This is a genomic window from Micromonospora sp. NPDC093243, assembly GCF_044753725.1.
Classification (GTDB): domain Bacteria; phylum Actinomycetota; class Actinomycetes; order Mycobacteriales; family Micromonosporaceae; genus Micromonospora.
Genome location: NZ_JBIVNT010000008.1, coordinates 157,644 through 172,781, shown reverse-complemented (window position 1 = coordinate 172,781; position 15,138 = coordinate 157,644). Strand labels below are relative to the sequence as shown.

Sequence of the window (15,138 nt, the reverse complement as noted above, 5' to 3'; positions counted from 1 at the left end):
TCGCTGTCTCATCCCGCGTTCTTGAGCAGCGCGCCTCGCGAGCGCATGAACGGCACGGGATCGATTGCTCCGCGGCTGCTGCGGTCCCCGTCCTGGTGCACCTCGAAGTGCAGGTGCGGGCCGGAGGAGTTGCCGCTGCTGCCGACCTCGCCGATGACGTCACCGGCCTGGACCCTTTGCCCTACTTCGACGGACGGCTTGGTCACCATGTGGCAGTAACGGGTGACCATGCCACCGGCGTGCAGGATGTCGACGAACCAGCCGCAGCCGCCCTTGCCCGGGTATCCATCGACGTTGCAACTCAGTCGGCCACCGTTGTCAGGATCGCACCTTGACACCAACACCCGGCCGGCGGCGGCGGCGTGGATCGGCGTGCCCTTCTTGGCGCCGATGTCCACCCCGTTGTGCCCCGGCCGGCTGGCGGTCCGGAACCCGGAGCCGACGCCGCCGACGATCGGGGCCGTCCAACCGGACGCCGCGATCTCCTTGCCCGAGGCCGCGTCGCAGACGTCTCGGCCGCCGACCAACGCCGTTCGAGCTGCTCCGCCAGCCAGCACGTCGACGATCTGTGCGGCCAGGGCCTCGTGCTTGGCGTACGCGTCCGGAAAGGCGCTGATCTGCACCTTCTGCGCGGCGAGCGTCAGCGGCAACCTTTCCCATCCGGGCACCTTGAGCAGCTTCTCGTAGAACTTCTGGGCGGCATAACCCGGGGTCATCCGCTGCCGGACGGTGCCCCACGAGGCGCGCTGCTGGAAGAGGCCGACCGAGTCGTGATCTGCCCCCATACCCTCGTTGGGCAGGTTGTCGGATTCCTTGACCGTCCGATTCGCCAGGTTGAGCAACCTGGACTCCTGCATCGCGGTCGCCACGGCGACGACCCACCCGCGCGCGGGAACCTTCATCTCCTGTCCGACCTTGATGATCTTCGCCGCGTTGCGGAGCTGCTTGTCGCCGTAGTCGGCGAACCGGGGCATATCGCCGGTCACGTCTACCCGGAAGTCACCGGTGCACTCGGCGCTCATCGGCGTCATCTCCTCGGCCGAGTCACCACCCAGTTCGGTCAGGAAGAACGCAGCGCTGCCCCCGGTGCAACAGAGCAACGCCATCGTGATCGTGAGCGCGCCGGCGAGGGCGCCGACGCGCAACTTCCGACGGGGACGACCTTGGTCACTCATCCCTGCTCCCAGTCCACCGCGTCGACGAACCACTGCCCGTCCGGTGCCACCAGTTCCAGGCGGAGCCGCCCGGTGTCGAGCGGCACCAGTGCCTCGACGAAGCTCTCGGTGCGCGGTAGCAGCGTGGCCTTCTCGGTCACCTGGCCGGCCGGAACTCCGGTCGGGTCCGCCCCGGCCAGCTTCTCGACGAGATTAGGCGTGGACAGCGGACGCATGCCCTCGTGCCACTGCTCGGCGGTCATGCCCGGCCTGCCCAACCAGGCGGCGACGAACCGGTCGGCCGTCTGCTCTGGAGTGCGGGCACCGGGCCGGGTGGTCGGGCTGGCCGGTGTGTCGGAGCCGATCACCCCGTCGTCACCGGCGTCCGGCTCGACCGTGGTGATCGGCTGGCTCGGGCGATTGCTCAGGCCGAGCGCCGGATCACCGGAGCCGGCGACGAGCCGCGCCGCACCGATGATGCCGAACACGACGACCGCAAGGGCGATCGCGATTCCGAGCCGGGACCGCAGCACCCGGGTGAACAGGAACTCCAGGGCGCGTCGCACCGCCATCACCGCGCCTCGGAACGGATCCGTGGTGTCGGCCGGTCCGGTGTGCTCTCCACCGAGCCGGGGCGATAGACGACGAACGACGGCTTCTCGTCCGGTACGTCCGGCTCGGTCCAAGTGGCCGGCTGACGGCGACGGGGCCGGGGTGCCGCCGGCCGGGAAGCGGCGGAACGTTCCTCGGTCTTCGGCGTCTCGTTCACGCGTTCACGGCCGTCGGGTCGCTGGCGCTCGGTGCCACCGGGTGCGGTGTGTACGGGATCCTCGTGCCGCGCCTCCGGGCGAAGTCTGGTCTGTTCCGCCACCACCGCCCTGCGGCGGCCAATGGCCGGCTCCGCCGTTCCACCCGGTTCCACGACGTCCAGTCGAGCAGCGGCACGCATGTCGCGGAAGAACCGGCGGTGCCACGAGCCGGCCGAGCTGACCGCCTCGCTGTTGTCCTTGCCGCCGAGTTGGGTGATCCGTCGGTAGGGACGAAGTAGCAGCCAGCCGACGACCCCACAGAGCCAGACCAGCACCACCTGGAGCCAGCCCGGCAACGTGGCGGTGCTCATGATCAGGTCGACCGCGAACAGGTAGATCGCGGCGCCGGTCCCGAAGATGGCGATGTTGAAGACCGCGGCGACGACCGCGTTGGCCAGCCGGCGCAGCCCCGCACTGGCGGGGCGCATCAGGCCCACCGTGCCGAGGATCGGTGCCGCGATCACCGCCCACCGGAAGATCAGGAAGCCGAGCAGCACCAGCAGCGAGGCGGTCAGGTCGAACATCGCGAAGAGCAGCGACGCGAGCACGGCGATGAAACCGGCGCCGATGCGATCCATGTCCCGGATCCCTTGGAGGTACTCGTAGGCCTCCGGATCCTCCCGCTCGACCTGCGCGGCGACGGTCATCCATTGCTGCTGCTTAGCTTTGATGATCACAGGGCGAGTGGCGGGATTACTGCGGATGGACTCCGCTTCATCCCAGTTCAAGGATTTAGCGTCGTAAAGCGCCGGTCCATACTTCTTCGCCGTCTCGCTGTCCGCCGAGCCGAGGGCACCCCGGACCCAGTTCCGGTAGAGCATCGATTCGGTGGCCGTGTCGCTGGCTCGTACCGCCGGTGGTCGGTGGTCCTTGCATGCCTCGGGATTCGGATCGTCACATTGGTCCGGGGGAGTGTCTCGTGTTGCCGGCCCGACCGCATCGTGTACGACGCCCAGGGTGGTGATCAGTGTGCTGTCGGCGAGGTTGGCTGACTTGACCGGCCACGCGGCCAGGGCCGTCACCGCCACCATCACCAGCAGGGCCCAGCCAGCCGTGGTCATGGCGTTGCTCATGTCGGACTGGCGCGATCGCCAGAGCAGGTAGAGGCCGACCACGCAGAGCGTGATGATCCCGAAGACGCTGAACACCTTCTGGTAGACGGCCTTGGTCGCCTGGTCCACCAGCGGGTCGGCCCAGCTCCACATCGAGCGCGGGTCCCAGGCGCGCTCACGCAGCGCATTCGAAGCCCCGACGATCGCTGTGGCGACCATGAACTCGCCGTTGGCGACGGTATTGCTGAACTTGTAGTCGGGGTGCAGCACCGAGGACGCACAGCCGCCCTCGACCCGGTAGGTCGTGTAGCCGTAGCCGGCGTACCCGTAGTCGCTGTAGTAACCCTTCGGGCCGAGTTGCTTCGAGGACTCCGGTCGCGAGGCGAACCATCCGGCGAGCCCGGAATCCGGTGCGGTGGGAGTCGGCGGTTTCCAGCAGTTCGCCTCGGACTCGGCAACCTGCTGGAGTTTCTTGACGCAGGCGCGGAAGTCGGCTTGCCACTCCTGGGTCGTGCAGAGGTCGGCGGCCGCCTGGGTGGCGACCGGGGCGGCGGCCGCCGGGCTGGCTCCGATCAGCGGCCAGCCGATGGTGGCCCCGGCCAGTACGCCGAGCGCGAGCAGGAGCGCCGTGATCCTTGCCCGGGCCCTCGCCATGTCACGCCTCCAGATCCGGCAGGGGGAGGTTCGGCAGTACTCCGGCCGCCGAGGCGATCGCGGCGGGCGTGGTGTCGAGGTGGTCCAGCAGCCCGTCGACGTACGAGACGTCCACCCGGACCTTCTGCACGCGCCCGTCGACGTCGCGCATGACGAACTCGCGGAAGCCGAGGCGGGCGGACGACGAGGCGTCGGCGGCGGAGAGCGAGGCCAGGGTGGCCTCGTAGCCGTCGTTGACCGGTACCCGGAGCAGTCGGAGCGCCTCGGAGGCGATCTCGCTGTCCTCGGCGATCCGGCCGACGAAGACGGTGGAGACGAGGTTCTGCACGTCGAGGCCGAGGATGTCGCGTGGGTTCTGGGAGGCGACCAGCGCGGCGAGGTTCCACTTGCGAGAGTCGCGGGCGAGCCGGACCAGGAAGGAGCGCCCGGAGCGCCAGCCTTCCATGAAGTGCGCCTCGTCCAGGCCGACCAGTTTGCGGGACGACATCGACCCGCCGTAGCAGCGGCGGACCGCGAGCCGGTGCGCGGTGTGCAGCATCGGCAGGGCGAGCGCCTCCTCGGCCGACCAGTACTCGCGCTCGATCTTCAGGTCGGGCAGCCGTAGCCCGGCCATGGTGATCACGGTGAGCGCCGCGTCCGGGCCGAGCAGGCCCTCCGGTGGCCGGCCGAAGAAGAGCATCGCCAGGGGCATCTCGGCGGTGTCGAGCAGCAGGTTCGCCAGTTCCTTGCCGGCGTCGTCGTCGAGCTGGCCCAGGCAGGTCACCACGTCGTCCAGCGTGGACGTCTCCTCGGCCGGCACCTGGCGTACGGCGTGCCGGAACAGGGTCGCGGTGGACGCCTCCCGGGCGACCTGCGGTGGCACGAGCATCATGCAGATGTCCTGTACCAGCATCCGTCGCTCGGCCCGGGCGTTGGAGACCGCGATCTCGAACTCCCGGTCGCCGGCGGCGCCGACCGTGAACTCGCTGCGCAGTGGCGTCGGGATCAGCGCGTACGGTGCGAGAGTGCCGTGCTCGGAGCCGGTCAGGTTGAGCACCCGGGAGTAGGGCCGCAGCTCGGGCATGGCGCAGAGCCGGGCCAGCGGGCCGGACGGGTCGAGCAGGGTGACCTGGACGCCCCGCCGGGCGGCCAGGTAGCCGAGCGCGCCGAGCAGGGTCGACTTGCCGCCGCCGGGCTCGGCCACGAAGACCGCGAGCCCGGAGCGTTCGCGTACCTCCATCGGGTAGTGCAGGTCGAGGAAGACCGGCCGACGGCAGGTGCCGGCGGTCCGGCCGATCAGGTCGCCGCGCCGGTCGCCGACGGTGGAGGCGGCCTGCGGTAGCGCCGCGGCCAGCAGCGGGACCGGCATCCGCCGCACGTAGCCGGTGTTGGCGATCGGCTCGCCGGGGATGAACTCCCGCGCGAGCCAGTCCTGGTTCTTCGGGTGTTGCAGCGAGATGCGCAGCTCGCGGGAGTAGAGCTGGATCAGCCGCCGGGCCCGCTCCATGCACTCCTCGCGGGTCCGGCCGCCGACCGCGATCCGGTGCCAGCCGTGCGCCCGCGCCGAGTCGACCGGCAGGCCGGTGGTCATCTCGTCGCCGATCACCAGTGCCCGCTTGGCCAGCCGCTCCAGTTCCGGCGGGGCGTCGATGCCGTGCTCGGCGTAGTCGAGCTGCTGGGACCGGATCATGCGGAGCCGGTGCTCGAGGTTCCGGAAGGAGTCGCCGGAGCCGAGGATGTCGACCCGGGTGGAGATCTCCATCGGCCAGGGCAGTCGCTCGTGGAAGTGCAGCCAGGGCTCGTGCCGCTCGGGGATTTCCAGCGGCTCCATCCGGCCCACGGCCAGCACGGCCACGTGCCGTTCCTCGCCGGTCATCCGGTTGACCAGCTTCACGGTGGAGCCGTAGGGGGTCCGGTAGCGCTCGACCTGCTCGGTGAGGGCGAGCAGGTCGCCCCGCTCCCAGCGCCCGTCGGTGACCGGTGACAGCGCGCCGGGCGGCGCCATGCAGAGCGCCACCGAGCGGTAGAGCAGCCACTCCAGTTCCTGGGCGGTGACCCGCCGCCCGCGCATGCCGAACGCGCCGAGCACCTCGTCGAACTGCTCGACCGTCCGGCCCAGTCGGCGGCGTTCACCCTCGGCGACCCCGCGGCCGAAGGCGCGCAGCACCCGCTCGCTGAGTGTGTCGCCGAGCGACCGGCGGGCGAAGGTGACCCCGAGGTAGGTCTGTCCCTCGGCGTGGTTGACCGACATCAGGTGGCGCTGCGCGGCGACCAGGTGGTCGGCCCAGCTCGTCGTGCCGGGCACGTCGGGCAGTGGGGCGGCGGTGTGCGCGTCGATGGTGCGGGCCCACTCGTCGGCCGGGAACGGGCGGGTGGTGCGGCGCAGGTGCAGCCGGAAGCCGGCGAGGCCGGCGTACTGCTCGGAGATCGCCGAGAGCAGTGCCTCGCGTTCGGCGTCCGGTCGGAAGGCCCACCGCACCTCGGGGAGCCAGTACCAGGCGGTGACCGTGTTGGGGGTGAAGGTGAGGTGGCCGGCGATCTCGGTGATCGCCAGCTCGACCGACGGGTCGCGATCCCCGAACTTGATTTTCGGGGCGCGGACCCGGGCCGGCTTGATCGGCTGGTTCCGCGCCGCCGAGCGCTGTCGGGGCGTGGCGACCTCACGTCCGTTCGCCGGCTTGGCCGGTCGACCGCGCTCCGGTCGGATCTCCGTCGACCGCCGGGACGCCGGCTCGGGCTCGGCGGGCGGAACCGGCGCGGCGGGAGCGAGCGGCGTGGGCCGGTTGGGCAGCGGTTCGGCGTCGACCGGCGGGCGTACCGCCGGTAGTCGGTCGCCCGCCTGGTGCGGCACTCGGGAGCGGGCCGGCGGCTCCGGCTCGGCGACCGGCGCGGCCGGGGCCCGGTAGGGCTGCCCGGTCGCCAACCGATCCGGCGGGGCGGCGGGCAGCCGTGGCGGCGGCGGTGGGACCGGGCCGGCGGCGGGTGCCGACTCGATCGCGGCCTGCTGCTGCGGTATCGGCGAGTGCTGGTGGCCGGTGCCGCCGTGCGGGGCGGCCGGGCGGCCCGGGCCGGGACGTGGCCCGCCGAAGAGGTCGAGGAACGGGGAGTCGATGTCCGGGCTCTCCCCGGTCGGCCCCGGCTCGGCGGCCGGAGCCCGGCGCGGGACCGGCCGGGGTGCCTGGAAGACACCGACCCCGTGCCCGGGCGAGGTGGCCAGCGCGGGATCGAGGGCAGCCTCGTCCAGCTCGGCGTCTGGGTAATCGAGCGAACGCGCACGGTGACTGTCCGGCACGGCCGGACGGCCGGCCGGGGAACCCGGCGTGGTAGAGCGACTCATGCGACCGCCTCACCCGCGTCGTGCGACCGTCCGAACGGTGTACGCCCGGTCATGCCAGTTCCTCCCGGATCCTGATCCCGCTGCCGACCAGGCGCGGATCGCGCTGCTCGGCGGCCGGCTCCCGGGTGCGTCGCCAGTCCGTCAGCGCGGTGCGGATGACCATCCGCGCCGGCCGGTCCGGGTCGACGTACCGGAAGATGAACGACGTGCTCACGATGGCGAGCGCGATCTCCCACGCGGGGAAGAGCTCCACCTGCAGCGTGAACAGCCAGTGGATGAACATGTAGAGGGGGACGAGCAGCATGAAGAGTCCGTACTGGGCGTACGGCAGGTGGACGGGAAGGGTGTAGCCGGGCGGCCCGAGGTAGACCAGGCGTGCCCGGTAGATGTCGTCGTCGGTGCGCAGCCGCATATCTGCCCGCGTCTACTCGAAGATCAGATCGATCAGGTAGTCACCGACGAAGAAGAGCGTGGCCGCGCCGGCGATGAAGGCCAACCCGACGATCGCGATGGCGGAGCTGGTCAGCACCTTGGAGATCTCGCCGCGGCTGGCTCGACCGATGAAGATGACGCCGAGGACGGCGAGCAGGATCGGCGCTACCTTGCTGGCGAAGAAGGTGACGACACCCTCGGTGTCGATGCCTTTCGGCGCCGGCTCGGCGAGTGGAGTCGACGCCAGGGTGGAGAGCGCGTGGGCGACGCCGGAGGACGCCGTCTCCATGAGCTCGATGGCGATCACTGAAACCTCCCCAAATCGCGGCCGGCGCAGCCGCGGCGGTGCAATAGGCAAGCCTGGCGGGAAATGTGCTCACTGGGCGCAGCGTGACTGACCCTGTGTTCGTTACTCACCACGGAGAGTGGCGAGGTTTGGCCGGATTCTTCCCGCTTCGGCCCTCCCTCCAAGCTTCGCCATCTCGATGCTGGGCAATTCCAAAGCGTACGGCCCGCCCCGGAATGCGACAAGCCGCGAAGAGGCTGCCCGATCCGACCCGGACGACCGATCGTACACCTGTTCCAATGCGCATGTCAGGGTCGGTGTGAGAGGTCGCCACCCGGCCCCCTGGGAACCCTGCGGCCGACCGGTACGGTCTAGTCGTGACCGATCTGGTACGGGCCCCGGCCCCGGTGGTGATGGGCGTCCTCAACGTCACGCCCGACTCCTTCTCCGACGGCGGACGGTACGCCGACCTCGACGCCGCCATCGGACACGGCGTCCGACTCCGCGACGACGGGGCGCAGCTGGTGGACGTGGGCGGAGAGTCCACCCGGCCGGGCGCCGACCGGATCGACGCCGAGACCGAGGCCGCCCGGGTGCTGCCGGTCATCCGCGAGCTCGCCGGTGCCGGGGTGGCGGTCAGCATCGACACCAGCCGGGCCCGGGTCGCCGAGGCGGCGCTCGCCGCCGGCGCGGTGGTGGTCAACGACGTCTCCGGTGGTCTGGCCGACCCGGACATGGCCCGGGTGGTGCGCGACGCGGGCTGCCCGTGGGTGCTGATGCACTGGCGCGGCCACTCGCGCGGCATGCGCGACCTGGCCACCTACGCCGACGTGGTCGCCGACGTCCGGACGGAGCTGGCGCAGCGGGTCGACGTGGCGCTGCGCGCCGGCGTCGCCGCCGAGAAGATCGTCCTCGATCCGGGGCTCGGGTTCGCCAAGACCGCCACGCACAACTGGCAGCTCACCGCCCGCCTGCCCGAGCTGCTCGACCTCGGCTATCCACTGCTCTTCGGGGCGAGCCGCAAGTCCTACCTGGGCGCGCTGCTGGCCGGCCCGGACGGCCGCCCACGGCCCACCGGCGAGCGGGAGGCGGCCACCGTGGCGACCAGCCTGCTCGCCGTGGCGGCCGGCGCCTGGGGGGTACGGGTGCACGACGTCCGCGCGACCGCGGACGCGCTCGCCGTCTGGCGGGCCAGCGGCAGTCCCCGTCTGCGGGTGACCGCCGGTGTCGGGTCCGCTGCGGCCGGTGCCCACGAGCAGGGGGAGCGATGACCGACCGGATCCAGCTCACCGGCCTGCGGGCGCGCGGCCGGCACGGGGTGTACGACTTCGAACGCGCCCAGGGGCAGGACTTCGTCGTCGACGCGGTGCTCGACCTCGATCTCGGCCCGGCCGCCCGCTCCGACGACGTGACGGACACCGTCCACTACGGCGAGCTGGCGGAGCGCCTGGTCGCCGTGGTGACCGGCGAGCCGGTCAACCTGATCGAGACGCTCGCCGACCGGCTGCTCACGGTCTGCCTGGCCGACCCGCGGGTGGCGAGCGCGACGATCACCGTGCACAAACCGGAGGCGCCGGTGCCGCACACCTTCACCGACGTGGCCGTCACGATGACCCGGGCGCGTGCCCGGTGAGCCGCGTGGTGCTCTCCCTCGGCAGCAACCTGGGTGATCGGCTGGCCCACCTGCGCGCCGCGGTCGCCGCGCTCGGCGACACCGTGCTGGTGGTCTCGGGGGTGTACGAGACTCCACCGTGGGGGGACCCGGACCAGCCCGCGTACCTCAACGCGGCGCTGCTCGCGCAGGACTCCACCGCGACCGCGCGCGACTGGCTGGAGCGGGCCCGGGCCGCGGAGCGCGCGGCCGGCCGGACCCGCGACCCGGAACGACCCTTCGGGCCGCGCACCCTCGACGTGGACGTCATCGCGGTGTGGGGCGACGACGACGAGCCGGTGCTCAGCGACGACCCCGAGCTGACCCTGCCGCACCCCCGGGCCCACCTGCGGGCGTTCGTGCTGCGGCCGTGGATCGACATCCAGCCGTACGGCCGGCTGCCCGGCCACGGTTGGCTCACCGACCTGCTCACCAACGGCCCGGCCGCCGCCGACGCGCCGGAACTGCGCCCTCGCCCGGATCTGGCGATAGAGTCGACGGCATGACCCAGCGGAGGCGGCCGGCATGACGCAGTCGCGGTCCCCGAGGCCCGGTGGGGGCGGCCCGGATCAGTTCCGGTTGGGCCCGACCCGGATCTCCACGCTGGTGGTGGCCGGTCTGGCCGCCGCCGCGGCGGCCTGGTTGCTGATCAGCAGCCTCTACTACAACGGGATCCCCCGGCTGCCCTGGTTGCCGGTGGTCACGCTCGCCGCGCTCGCCGTGCTCGAGGGGTACGCCGCGATCAACACCCGGGGCCGGATCGAGCAGCGGCCGGGCCGCGAGCCGGTCAACCCGCTGCTGGTCGCCCGGTTCGTGGTGCTGGCCAAGGCGTCCTCGCTGGTCGGTGCGATCTTCGCCGGCTTCTACGCCGGGCTGACCGGATGGCTCTTCGTCGAGTCGACCCGAGCCGCCATGGAGGACCGGGCGCCCGCCGGCGGTGGGCTGCTCGCCTCGCTGGCCCTGGTGGCGGCCGCGCTGTGGTTGGAGCGGTCCTGCCGGGTGCCGGAGCGCCCCGACGACGACCGCGAGCCCGACGACCGCGAGAGCCGCCCCGGCCAGCGCTGACCGGCCCGCGCGGGATCGGTGCTGGTCGAGGGGTTACGTCCGGCTCGCGGCGCGGGTAGCGTGCCTGCGACCGGAGAGCAACGGCCGCGCCGGTCCGCCCGCGCGTCGGACCAGGACGACCGGCCAAGGGAGGCGGCGTCAATGGGGTACGACGAACCGGGCCGCGACGGGTCGATCGAGCCCTCATCGGGGGTGCCCGCCGCGGTCCTGGAGAACGTCTTCGACGATCCCAGCCACGGCGAGCCCGGCCGGGACCGGGTGGGCGTCCACATCGGCTGGGAGATCGTGCTGCTGGTCGGGTTGGCCGTCGTCGCCTGGCTGCTCTGGCGGGAGGATCCGGACGTCCTGCGCGGCTCCGGGCTGCGCACCCTCCTGGTCGACGTGGTCGCCCTCGGCCTGCTGACCCTCGCCGCCGGGTTGAGCCTGCGGACCGCCGCCCCGAATCTGGCGGTCGGGCCGGTCGCGGTCGCGGCCGCATTGCACTTCGCCGAGCAGGGCGACCGGGGCGTGGCGGACGCGGTCGCGCCGGCCGCCGCGGTCGCCGCGGTGGCCGGGCTGCTGCTGGGGCTGGCGGTGGTGGTGCTGCACGTGCCGGGCTGGGCGGCGAGCCTCGCCGGCGCGGCGGGCGTCGTGGTCTACATCGAGCGCCGCTCCGCCCCGGTGCTGGTGCAGGGCGAGTACGACCCGCGCCGGCACGCGGTCTACCTCTTCGCCGGCTTCGCCGCGCTGGCCGTCCTCGGCGGGCTGTTCGGCGCGATCAGGGCGATCCGCCGGCTGGTCGGCCGGTCCCGTCCGGTCGCCGACCCGTCCCGGCGTCGGGGCGTGGTGGCCGCGGTGGTCACCACCGGCGCGCTGGTCTGTTCGACGGTGCTCGCGATGCTGGCCGGGGTGCTGATCGCGGCGAACGGCACCGCGCCGGTGGCCCCCACCGCCGGCCTGGACTGGACGGTGCTCGCGATCGGGGTGGCGCTGCTCGCCGGGACCAGCGCGTACGGCCGGCGCGGCGGGATCTTCGGCACCCTGTTCGCGGTCGGCCTGGTGTCGGCCTTCGTCGCGTACGCGCAGGCGCGGGGCTGGACGGTGAGCCGGTGGGCGCTCGGCGGTGCGGCGCTGGGCGTCGGGCTGCTGGTCACCCGCCTGGTCGAGCGGTTCGGGCGCCCCGGGCCGGTGATCGCGGACGCGCCTGAGCCGGTCAGCGACGGCGCGATCAGCTCGGGCTGGGCCATGCCCCGACCGCGAGCGGTCGACAACTGGCCGCCCGCCCTGCCCACCCCATCGGCGGAGAGCCCGGTGGACCCGTGGCGATCGCCCCGCTGGGAGGACGAGCCGCGCCGCTGGGACGACGACGAACGGTGAGCCCCGGTCCAACGGGCCGCAGGTGATCTCGGCGGTTAGGCTCGGCGACATGACCGAGACACCAGCGACCCCCACCGGCGGCCGTTCGTTCGCGGAGCTGGACGCGCTCCCCACCGAGGAGCTGCGGGAGCGGGCGTTCGCGCTCGCCCGGGAGCACCGTGACTTCGGATTCTTCTGGTCGGTGCTGCGGCGCCTGCCCAACGCGGACGAGGCCGCCGCGCTCGACGGCGCGCCCAACTCGGTCGGGCCGATCGTGGACGAGGCCAACGCGCTCTGGCGGGAGCTGACCGGGCACGGCTACGAGGAGCACGAGCCGTTGCTGCGGGCCGCCTTCATCGACTATCTGATGAAGCACTGACGGGCCGGCAGCTACGCATCTGCCCGCCTCGGCGGGCCGGAAAGTGACGGGATCATGGCGCTCACCAACCGGACCGGCGCGGTCAGCCGCTACGGCACGGCGGCCGGCACCGGCACACTCGCCGCGATCGTGCTCGTCGCCGTCACCGGCAGCCCGGCGTACGTCGGCTGGGCGCAGGGCCACACCGACCCGAACGCGGCCGGCGGGTGGTACCTGCGGCTGCTCGCCTGGCCGGCCTGGCTGGTCGACGGCAGTGACCAGGCCGGCGGCGTGCTCGCCGCCGACCTGCGGGCCATCCTGCTGGTGATCCTCACGGCGGCCCTGCTCTACCTGCTGCCGGCCACGCAGGTCGCCCGGGTGCCCGGGCCGCTGAGCCAGTTCTTCTCCGGCTGGGCGGCGTACGCGCTGGCCGGCGGGATCGCCGGCCTGCTCGGGGTGCTCCTCGGGCCCGGCGCCTCGATGCTCGGCGCGTTGCAGACCGCCGGCGCCGGCGCGAGCTACGGCTTCCTCACCGGCTGGATCATCGCCACCGCCAGCCTGGGAGGCCGGGCCTGACCACCCGGCCAGGCCCAGCTCGCATCACTCCGGTCGGCCCAGGTCGAGCACGCGCTGGCGGCCGAGCACGCCCACCGGCCGCCCCTCGTCGGTGACCACCACCCGGTCCGCCGCCGAGGTGAGCATCACCGCCAGCGCGTCGTACGCCGAACCGCGCAGCGGGACCGTCGGCGCGTCCGGCGGGCCGCCGGCGGGCAGCGGCTCCAGCGTCTCCCCGTCGAGTGGGGTGACCACCAGCCGGCGGATCCCCCGGTCGGCGCCCACGAACTCGTGGACGAACGGGGTGGCGGGGGCGCCGAGCAGGGCCGCCGGGGTGTCGTACTGCTCCAGGTGCCCGCCCTGGGAGAGCACCGCGATCCGGTCGCCGAGCCGTACCGCCTCGTCGAGGTCGTGGGTCACCAGCACGATCGTCTTGCGGACCTCGGCCTGCAACCGGAGGAACTCCTCCTGCAACCTGGTCCGGACGATCGGGTCGACGGCGGAGAACGGCTCGTCCATCAGCAGCACCACCGGGTCGGCGGCGAGCGCCCGGGCCACCCCGACCCGCTGCCGCTGGCCGCCGGAGAGTTCGTGCGGGTAGCGGCGGCCGAACTGGCTCGGGTCGAGGCCGACCAGGTCGAGCAGTTCGTCGACCCGACGTCGGCTGCGCTCCCGGGGCCAGCCGAGCAGCCGCGGGACGGTCGCCACGTTGGCCCGTACGGTCTGGTGGGGAAAGAGGCCGACGTTCTGGATGACGTAGCCGATCCGGCGGCGCAGCCGCACCGGGTCGACCCGGGTGACGTCCTCGTCGCCGAGCATGATCCGGCCGCCGGTGGGCTCGATCAACCGGTTGATCATCCGCAGCACGGTCGACTTGCCGCAGCCCGACGGGCCGATGAGCACCACCAGCTCGCCGGCCTTGACCTCGAGGCTCAGCTCGCGTACGGCCTCGGTCCCGTCCGGGTAGCGCTTGTGGATTCCCTCGAGGGTGATCGACGCCGCGCGTGCGGCGTCGGCCGTCGCGCGCCCGCCGGCGCCGGAGGTCTCCGGGGTAACGTCCACGTATGTCCTTCCGCCTGAGCTACCGGGCCGACCCGGGTAACCCGTGGTTCTCCTGGCAGTACGTGCGGGACAACTCTGACACGATCCTCGCCGCGCTGCGTGAGCACGCCTCGCTCACCGCCCGCGCGGTGTTGATCGCCGCGCTGATCGCCGTACCGCTGGCCGTGGCGGCGTACTGGTTCCGCGCACTGGCCGGCCCGATCCTGGCATTCACCGGGGTGCTCTACACCATCCCGTCGCTGGCCCTGTTCGCGTTCGTCGCGCCCTACCTGGGCATCGGCGTGGTGACCGTGCTGAGCGTGGTGGTGCTCTACGCGCTGCTGGTGATCGTCCGCAACACCGTCGCCGGGCTGAGCCAGGTACCACCCGAGGTCCGTGAGGCGGCCGAGGGCATGGGCTACGGCCGTTGGGGCAGGTTGTTCCGGGTCGACCTTCCGCTCGCCCTGCCCGGCATCCTCACCGGCCTGCGGCTGGCGACCGTCTCGACCGTGGCGTTGGTCACTGTCGGCGTGGTGGTGGGTCGGGGCGGGCTCGGGCAGCTGATCTTCGCCGGCTTCCAGAACAACTTCTTCAAGGCCCAGATCATGACCGGGACGCTGCTCTGCGTCCTGCTCGCCCTGGTGCTGGACCTGATCCTGGCCACCGTCGGCCGGTTCCTCACTCCGTGGCTGGCCCGGAGGTCTTCGTGAGCGTGATCGAGCAGGCGGTCGTCTGGCTGAACGACCCGTTGAACTGGACCAACCCCGGTGGTGTGCTGGACCGCCTCGGCGAGCATCTGTTCCTCTCCGCCGCCGCGGTGGCGCTCGGCTGCCTGGTGGCCTGGCCGATCGGGCTCTGGCTCGGGCACGCCGGGCGGGGTGGCGGCCTGGTGGTGCTGGTGTCCAACGTCAGCCTGGCCATCCCGACGCTCGCCCTGCTGACCATCCTCCCGCTGACCTTCCTCGGCTTCGGCCGCCCGTCGGTGATCGTCGCGCTGGCCGTCTTCGCGGTGCCGCCGCTGCTGGCCAACGCGTACACCGGGGTGCGTCAGGCCGACCCGGAGGCCCGGGACGCGGCGCGGGGGATGGGGCTCTCCGGCTGGCAGGTACTGCGGCGGGTGGAGCTGCCGCTGGCGGTGCCCTATCTGGCGGCCGGGTTCCGGACGGCCGCGGTGCAGGTGGTGGCTACCGCCGCGCTGGCCTCGTTCGTCAACGGCGGCGGGCTGGGCCAGATCATCCGGGCCGGATTCGGGCTGGACATCGCCGCGGGTGGCGGGCAGATCCTGGCTGGCGGGGTGCTGGTCGCCGGGCTCGCCGTGCTGGTGGAGCTGATCCTGGCGCTGGTCGAGCGGGTCGTCACGCCCCGCCCGCTGCGCGCCACCCGCCGGCGTGCCAACCGCCGGGCGGCGGACGCGGTCGCCGGCGGCTGAG

16 protein-coding genes are annotated in these 15,138 nt (G+C 72.6%); 9 read left to right on the top strand and 7 right to left on the bottom strand.

Annotated features, from left to right (window positions below; translation table 11 throughout):
• Positions 1–8: 8 nt before the first annotated feature.
• The 6 genes from ACIP9D_RS26240 to ACIP9D_RS26215 are packed head-to-tail and all read right to left on the bottom strand — an operon-like array spanning position 9 to position 7,724.
• Positions 9–1,175 (bottom strand): M23 family metallopeptidase, encoded by a 1,167-nt coding sequence (locus ACIP9D_RS26240; RefSeq protein ID WP_350873545.1) that lies wholly within the window; start codon positions 1,173–1,175, stop codon positions 9–11.
• A complete protein-coding gene (locus tag ACIP9D_RS26235; RefSeq protein ID WP_350873544.1) occupies positions 1,172–1,729 on the bottom strand; it encodes a hypothetical protein in 558 nt (185 codons plus the stop codon). The genes ACIP9D_RS26240 and ACIP9D_RS26235 overlap by 4 nt, the downstream gene beginning before the upstream one ends.
• On the bottom strand, positions 1,726–3,669 hold the full coding sequence (locus ACIP9D_RS26230) for an MFS transporter (protein WP_350873543.1): 1,944 nt from the start codon (positions 3,667–3,669) through the stop codon (positions 1,726–1,728). The genes ACIP9D_RS26235 and ACIP9D_RS26230 overlap by 4 nt, the downstream gene beginning before the upstream one ends.
• Before the next feature lies 1 nt (position 3,670).
• Positions 3,671–6,985 carry an ATP-binding protein gene (locus tag ACIP9D_RS26225; RefSeq protein WP_350873542.1) on the bottom strand — a complete coding sequence of 1,105 codons (3,315 nt, stop codon included), beginning with the start codon at positions 6,983–6,985 and terminating at the stop codon, positions 3,671–3,673.
• A 49-nt stretch (positions 6,986–7,034) separates the two neighbouring features.
• The gene (locus ACIP9D_RS26220; protein WP_350873541.1) at positions 7,035–7,397 is read right to left on the bottom strand and encodes a hypothetical protein; all 363 of its coding nucleotides are present in this window, start codon (positions 7,395–7,397) and stop codon (positions 7,035–7,037) included.
• Between the two features lie 12 nt (positions 7,398–7,409).
• Positions 7,410–7,724 carry a hypothetical protein gene (locus tag ACIP9D_RS26215; protein ID WP_350873540.1) on the bottom strand — a complete coding sequence of 105 codons (315 nt, stop codon included), beginning with the start codon at positions 7,722–7,724 and terminating at the stop codon, positions 7,410–7,412.
• Between the two features lie 356 nt (positions 7,725–8,080).
• Between ACIP9D_RS26215 and folP the strand changes: the two genes are divergently transcribed.
• The 7 genes from folP to ACIP9D_RS26180 all read left to right on the top strand — a co-directional run bounded on the left by folP (position 8,081) and on the right by ACIP9D_RS26180 (position 12,688).
• Entirely contained in the window at positions 8,081–8,974 is an 894-nt protein-coding gene (gene folP / locus ACIP9D_RS26210; protein WP_350873539.1) for a dihydropteroate synthase, read from the top strand.
• On the top strand, positions 8,971–9,336 hold the full coding sequence (folB, locus tag ACIP9D_RS26205) for a dihydroneopterin aldolase (protein ID WP_350873538.1): 366 nt from the start codon (positions 8,971–8,973) through the stop codon (positions 9,334–9,336). The genes folP and folB overlap by 4 nt, the downstream gene beginning before the upstream one ends.
• Positions 9,333–9,860 carry a 2-amino-4-hydroxy-6-hydroxymethyldihydropteridine diphosphokinase gene (gene folK / locus ACIP9D_RS26200; RefSeq protein ID WP_350873537.1) on the top strand — a complete coding sequence of 176 codons (528 nt, stop codon included), beginning with the start codon at positions 9,333–9,335 and terminating at the stop codon, positions 9,858–9,860. Before folB ends, folK begins: the two co-directional genes overlap by 4 nt.
• 19 nt (positions 9,861–9,879) lie before the next feature.
• On the top strand, positions 9,880–10,419 hold the full coding sequence (locus tag ACIP9D_RS26195; protein ID WP_350873536.1) for a DUF3180 domain-containing protein: 540 nt from the start codon (positions 9,880–9,882) through the stop codon (positions 10,417–10,419).
• Between the two features lie 141 nt (positions 10,420–10,560).
• The gene (locus tag ACIP9D_RS26190) at positions 10,561–11,775 is read left to right on the top strand and encodes an ABC transporter permease (RefSeq protein ID WP_350873535.1); all 1,215 of its coding nucleotides are present in this window, start codon (positions 10,561–10,563) and stop codon (positions 11,773–11,775) included.
• Positions 11,776–11,824: 49 nt separating this feature from the next.
• Positions 11,825–12,133, top strand: coding sequence for a hypothetical protein (locus ACIP9D_RS26185; RefSeq protein WP_350873534.1), 309 nt, complete (start codon positions 11,825–11,827; stop codon positions 12,131–12,133).
• A 54-nt stretch (positions 12,134–12,187) separates the two neighbouring features.
• Positions 12,188–12,688, top strand: a complete 501-nt coding sequence (locus ACIP9D_RS26180) for a hypothetical protein (RefSeq protein ID WP_350873533.1) — start codon at positions 12,188–12,190, stop codon at positions 12,686–12,688.
• A gap of 24 nt (positions 12,689–12,712) precedes the next feature.
• Here the strand turns inward: ACIP9D_RS26180 and ACIP9D_RS26175 are convergent, their stop codons facing one another.
• Positions 12,713–13,729, bottom strand: coding sequence for an ATP-binding cassette domain-containing protein (locus ACIP9D_RS26175; protein ID WP_350873532.1), 1,017 nt, complete (start codon positions 13,727–13,729; stop codon positions 12,713–12,715).
• Positions 13,730–13,731: 2 nt separating this feature from the next.
• Here ACIP9D_RS26175 and ACIP9D_RS26170 point away from each other — a divergent pair, with 2 nt between their 5' ends.
• Both ACIP9D_RS26170 and ACIP9D_RS26165 read left to right on the top strand, forming a co-directional pair.
• Positions 13,732–14,418, top strand: a complete 687-nt coding sequence (locus tag ACIP9D_RS26170; RefSeq protein ID WP_350873531.1) for an ABC transporter permease — start codon at positions 13,732–13,734, stop codon at positions 14,416–14,418.
• Positions 14,415–15,137: an ABC transporter permease gene (locus tag ACIP9D_RS26165; protein ID WP_350873530.1), complete on the top strand. Its 723-nt coding sequence runs from the start codon at positions 14,415–14,417 to the stop codon at positions 15,135–15,137. The genes ACIP9D_RS26170 and ACIP9D_RS26165 overlap by 4 nt, the downstream gene beginning before the upstream one ends.
• Position 15,138 lies beyond the last annotated feature (1 nt).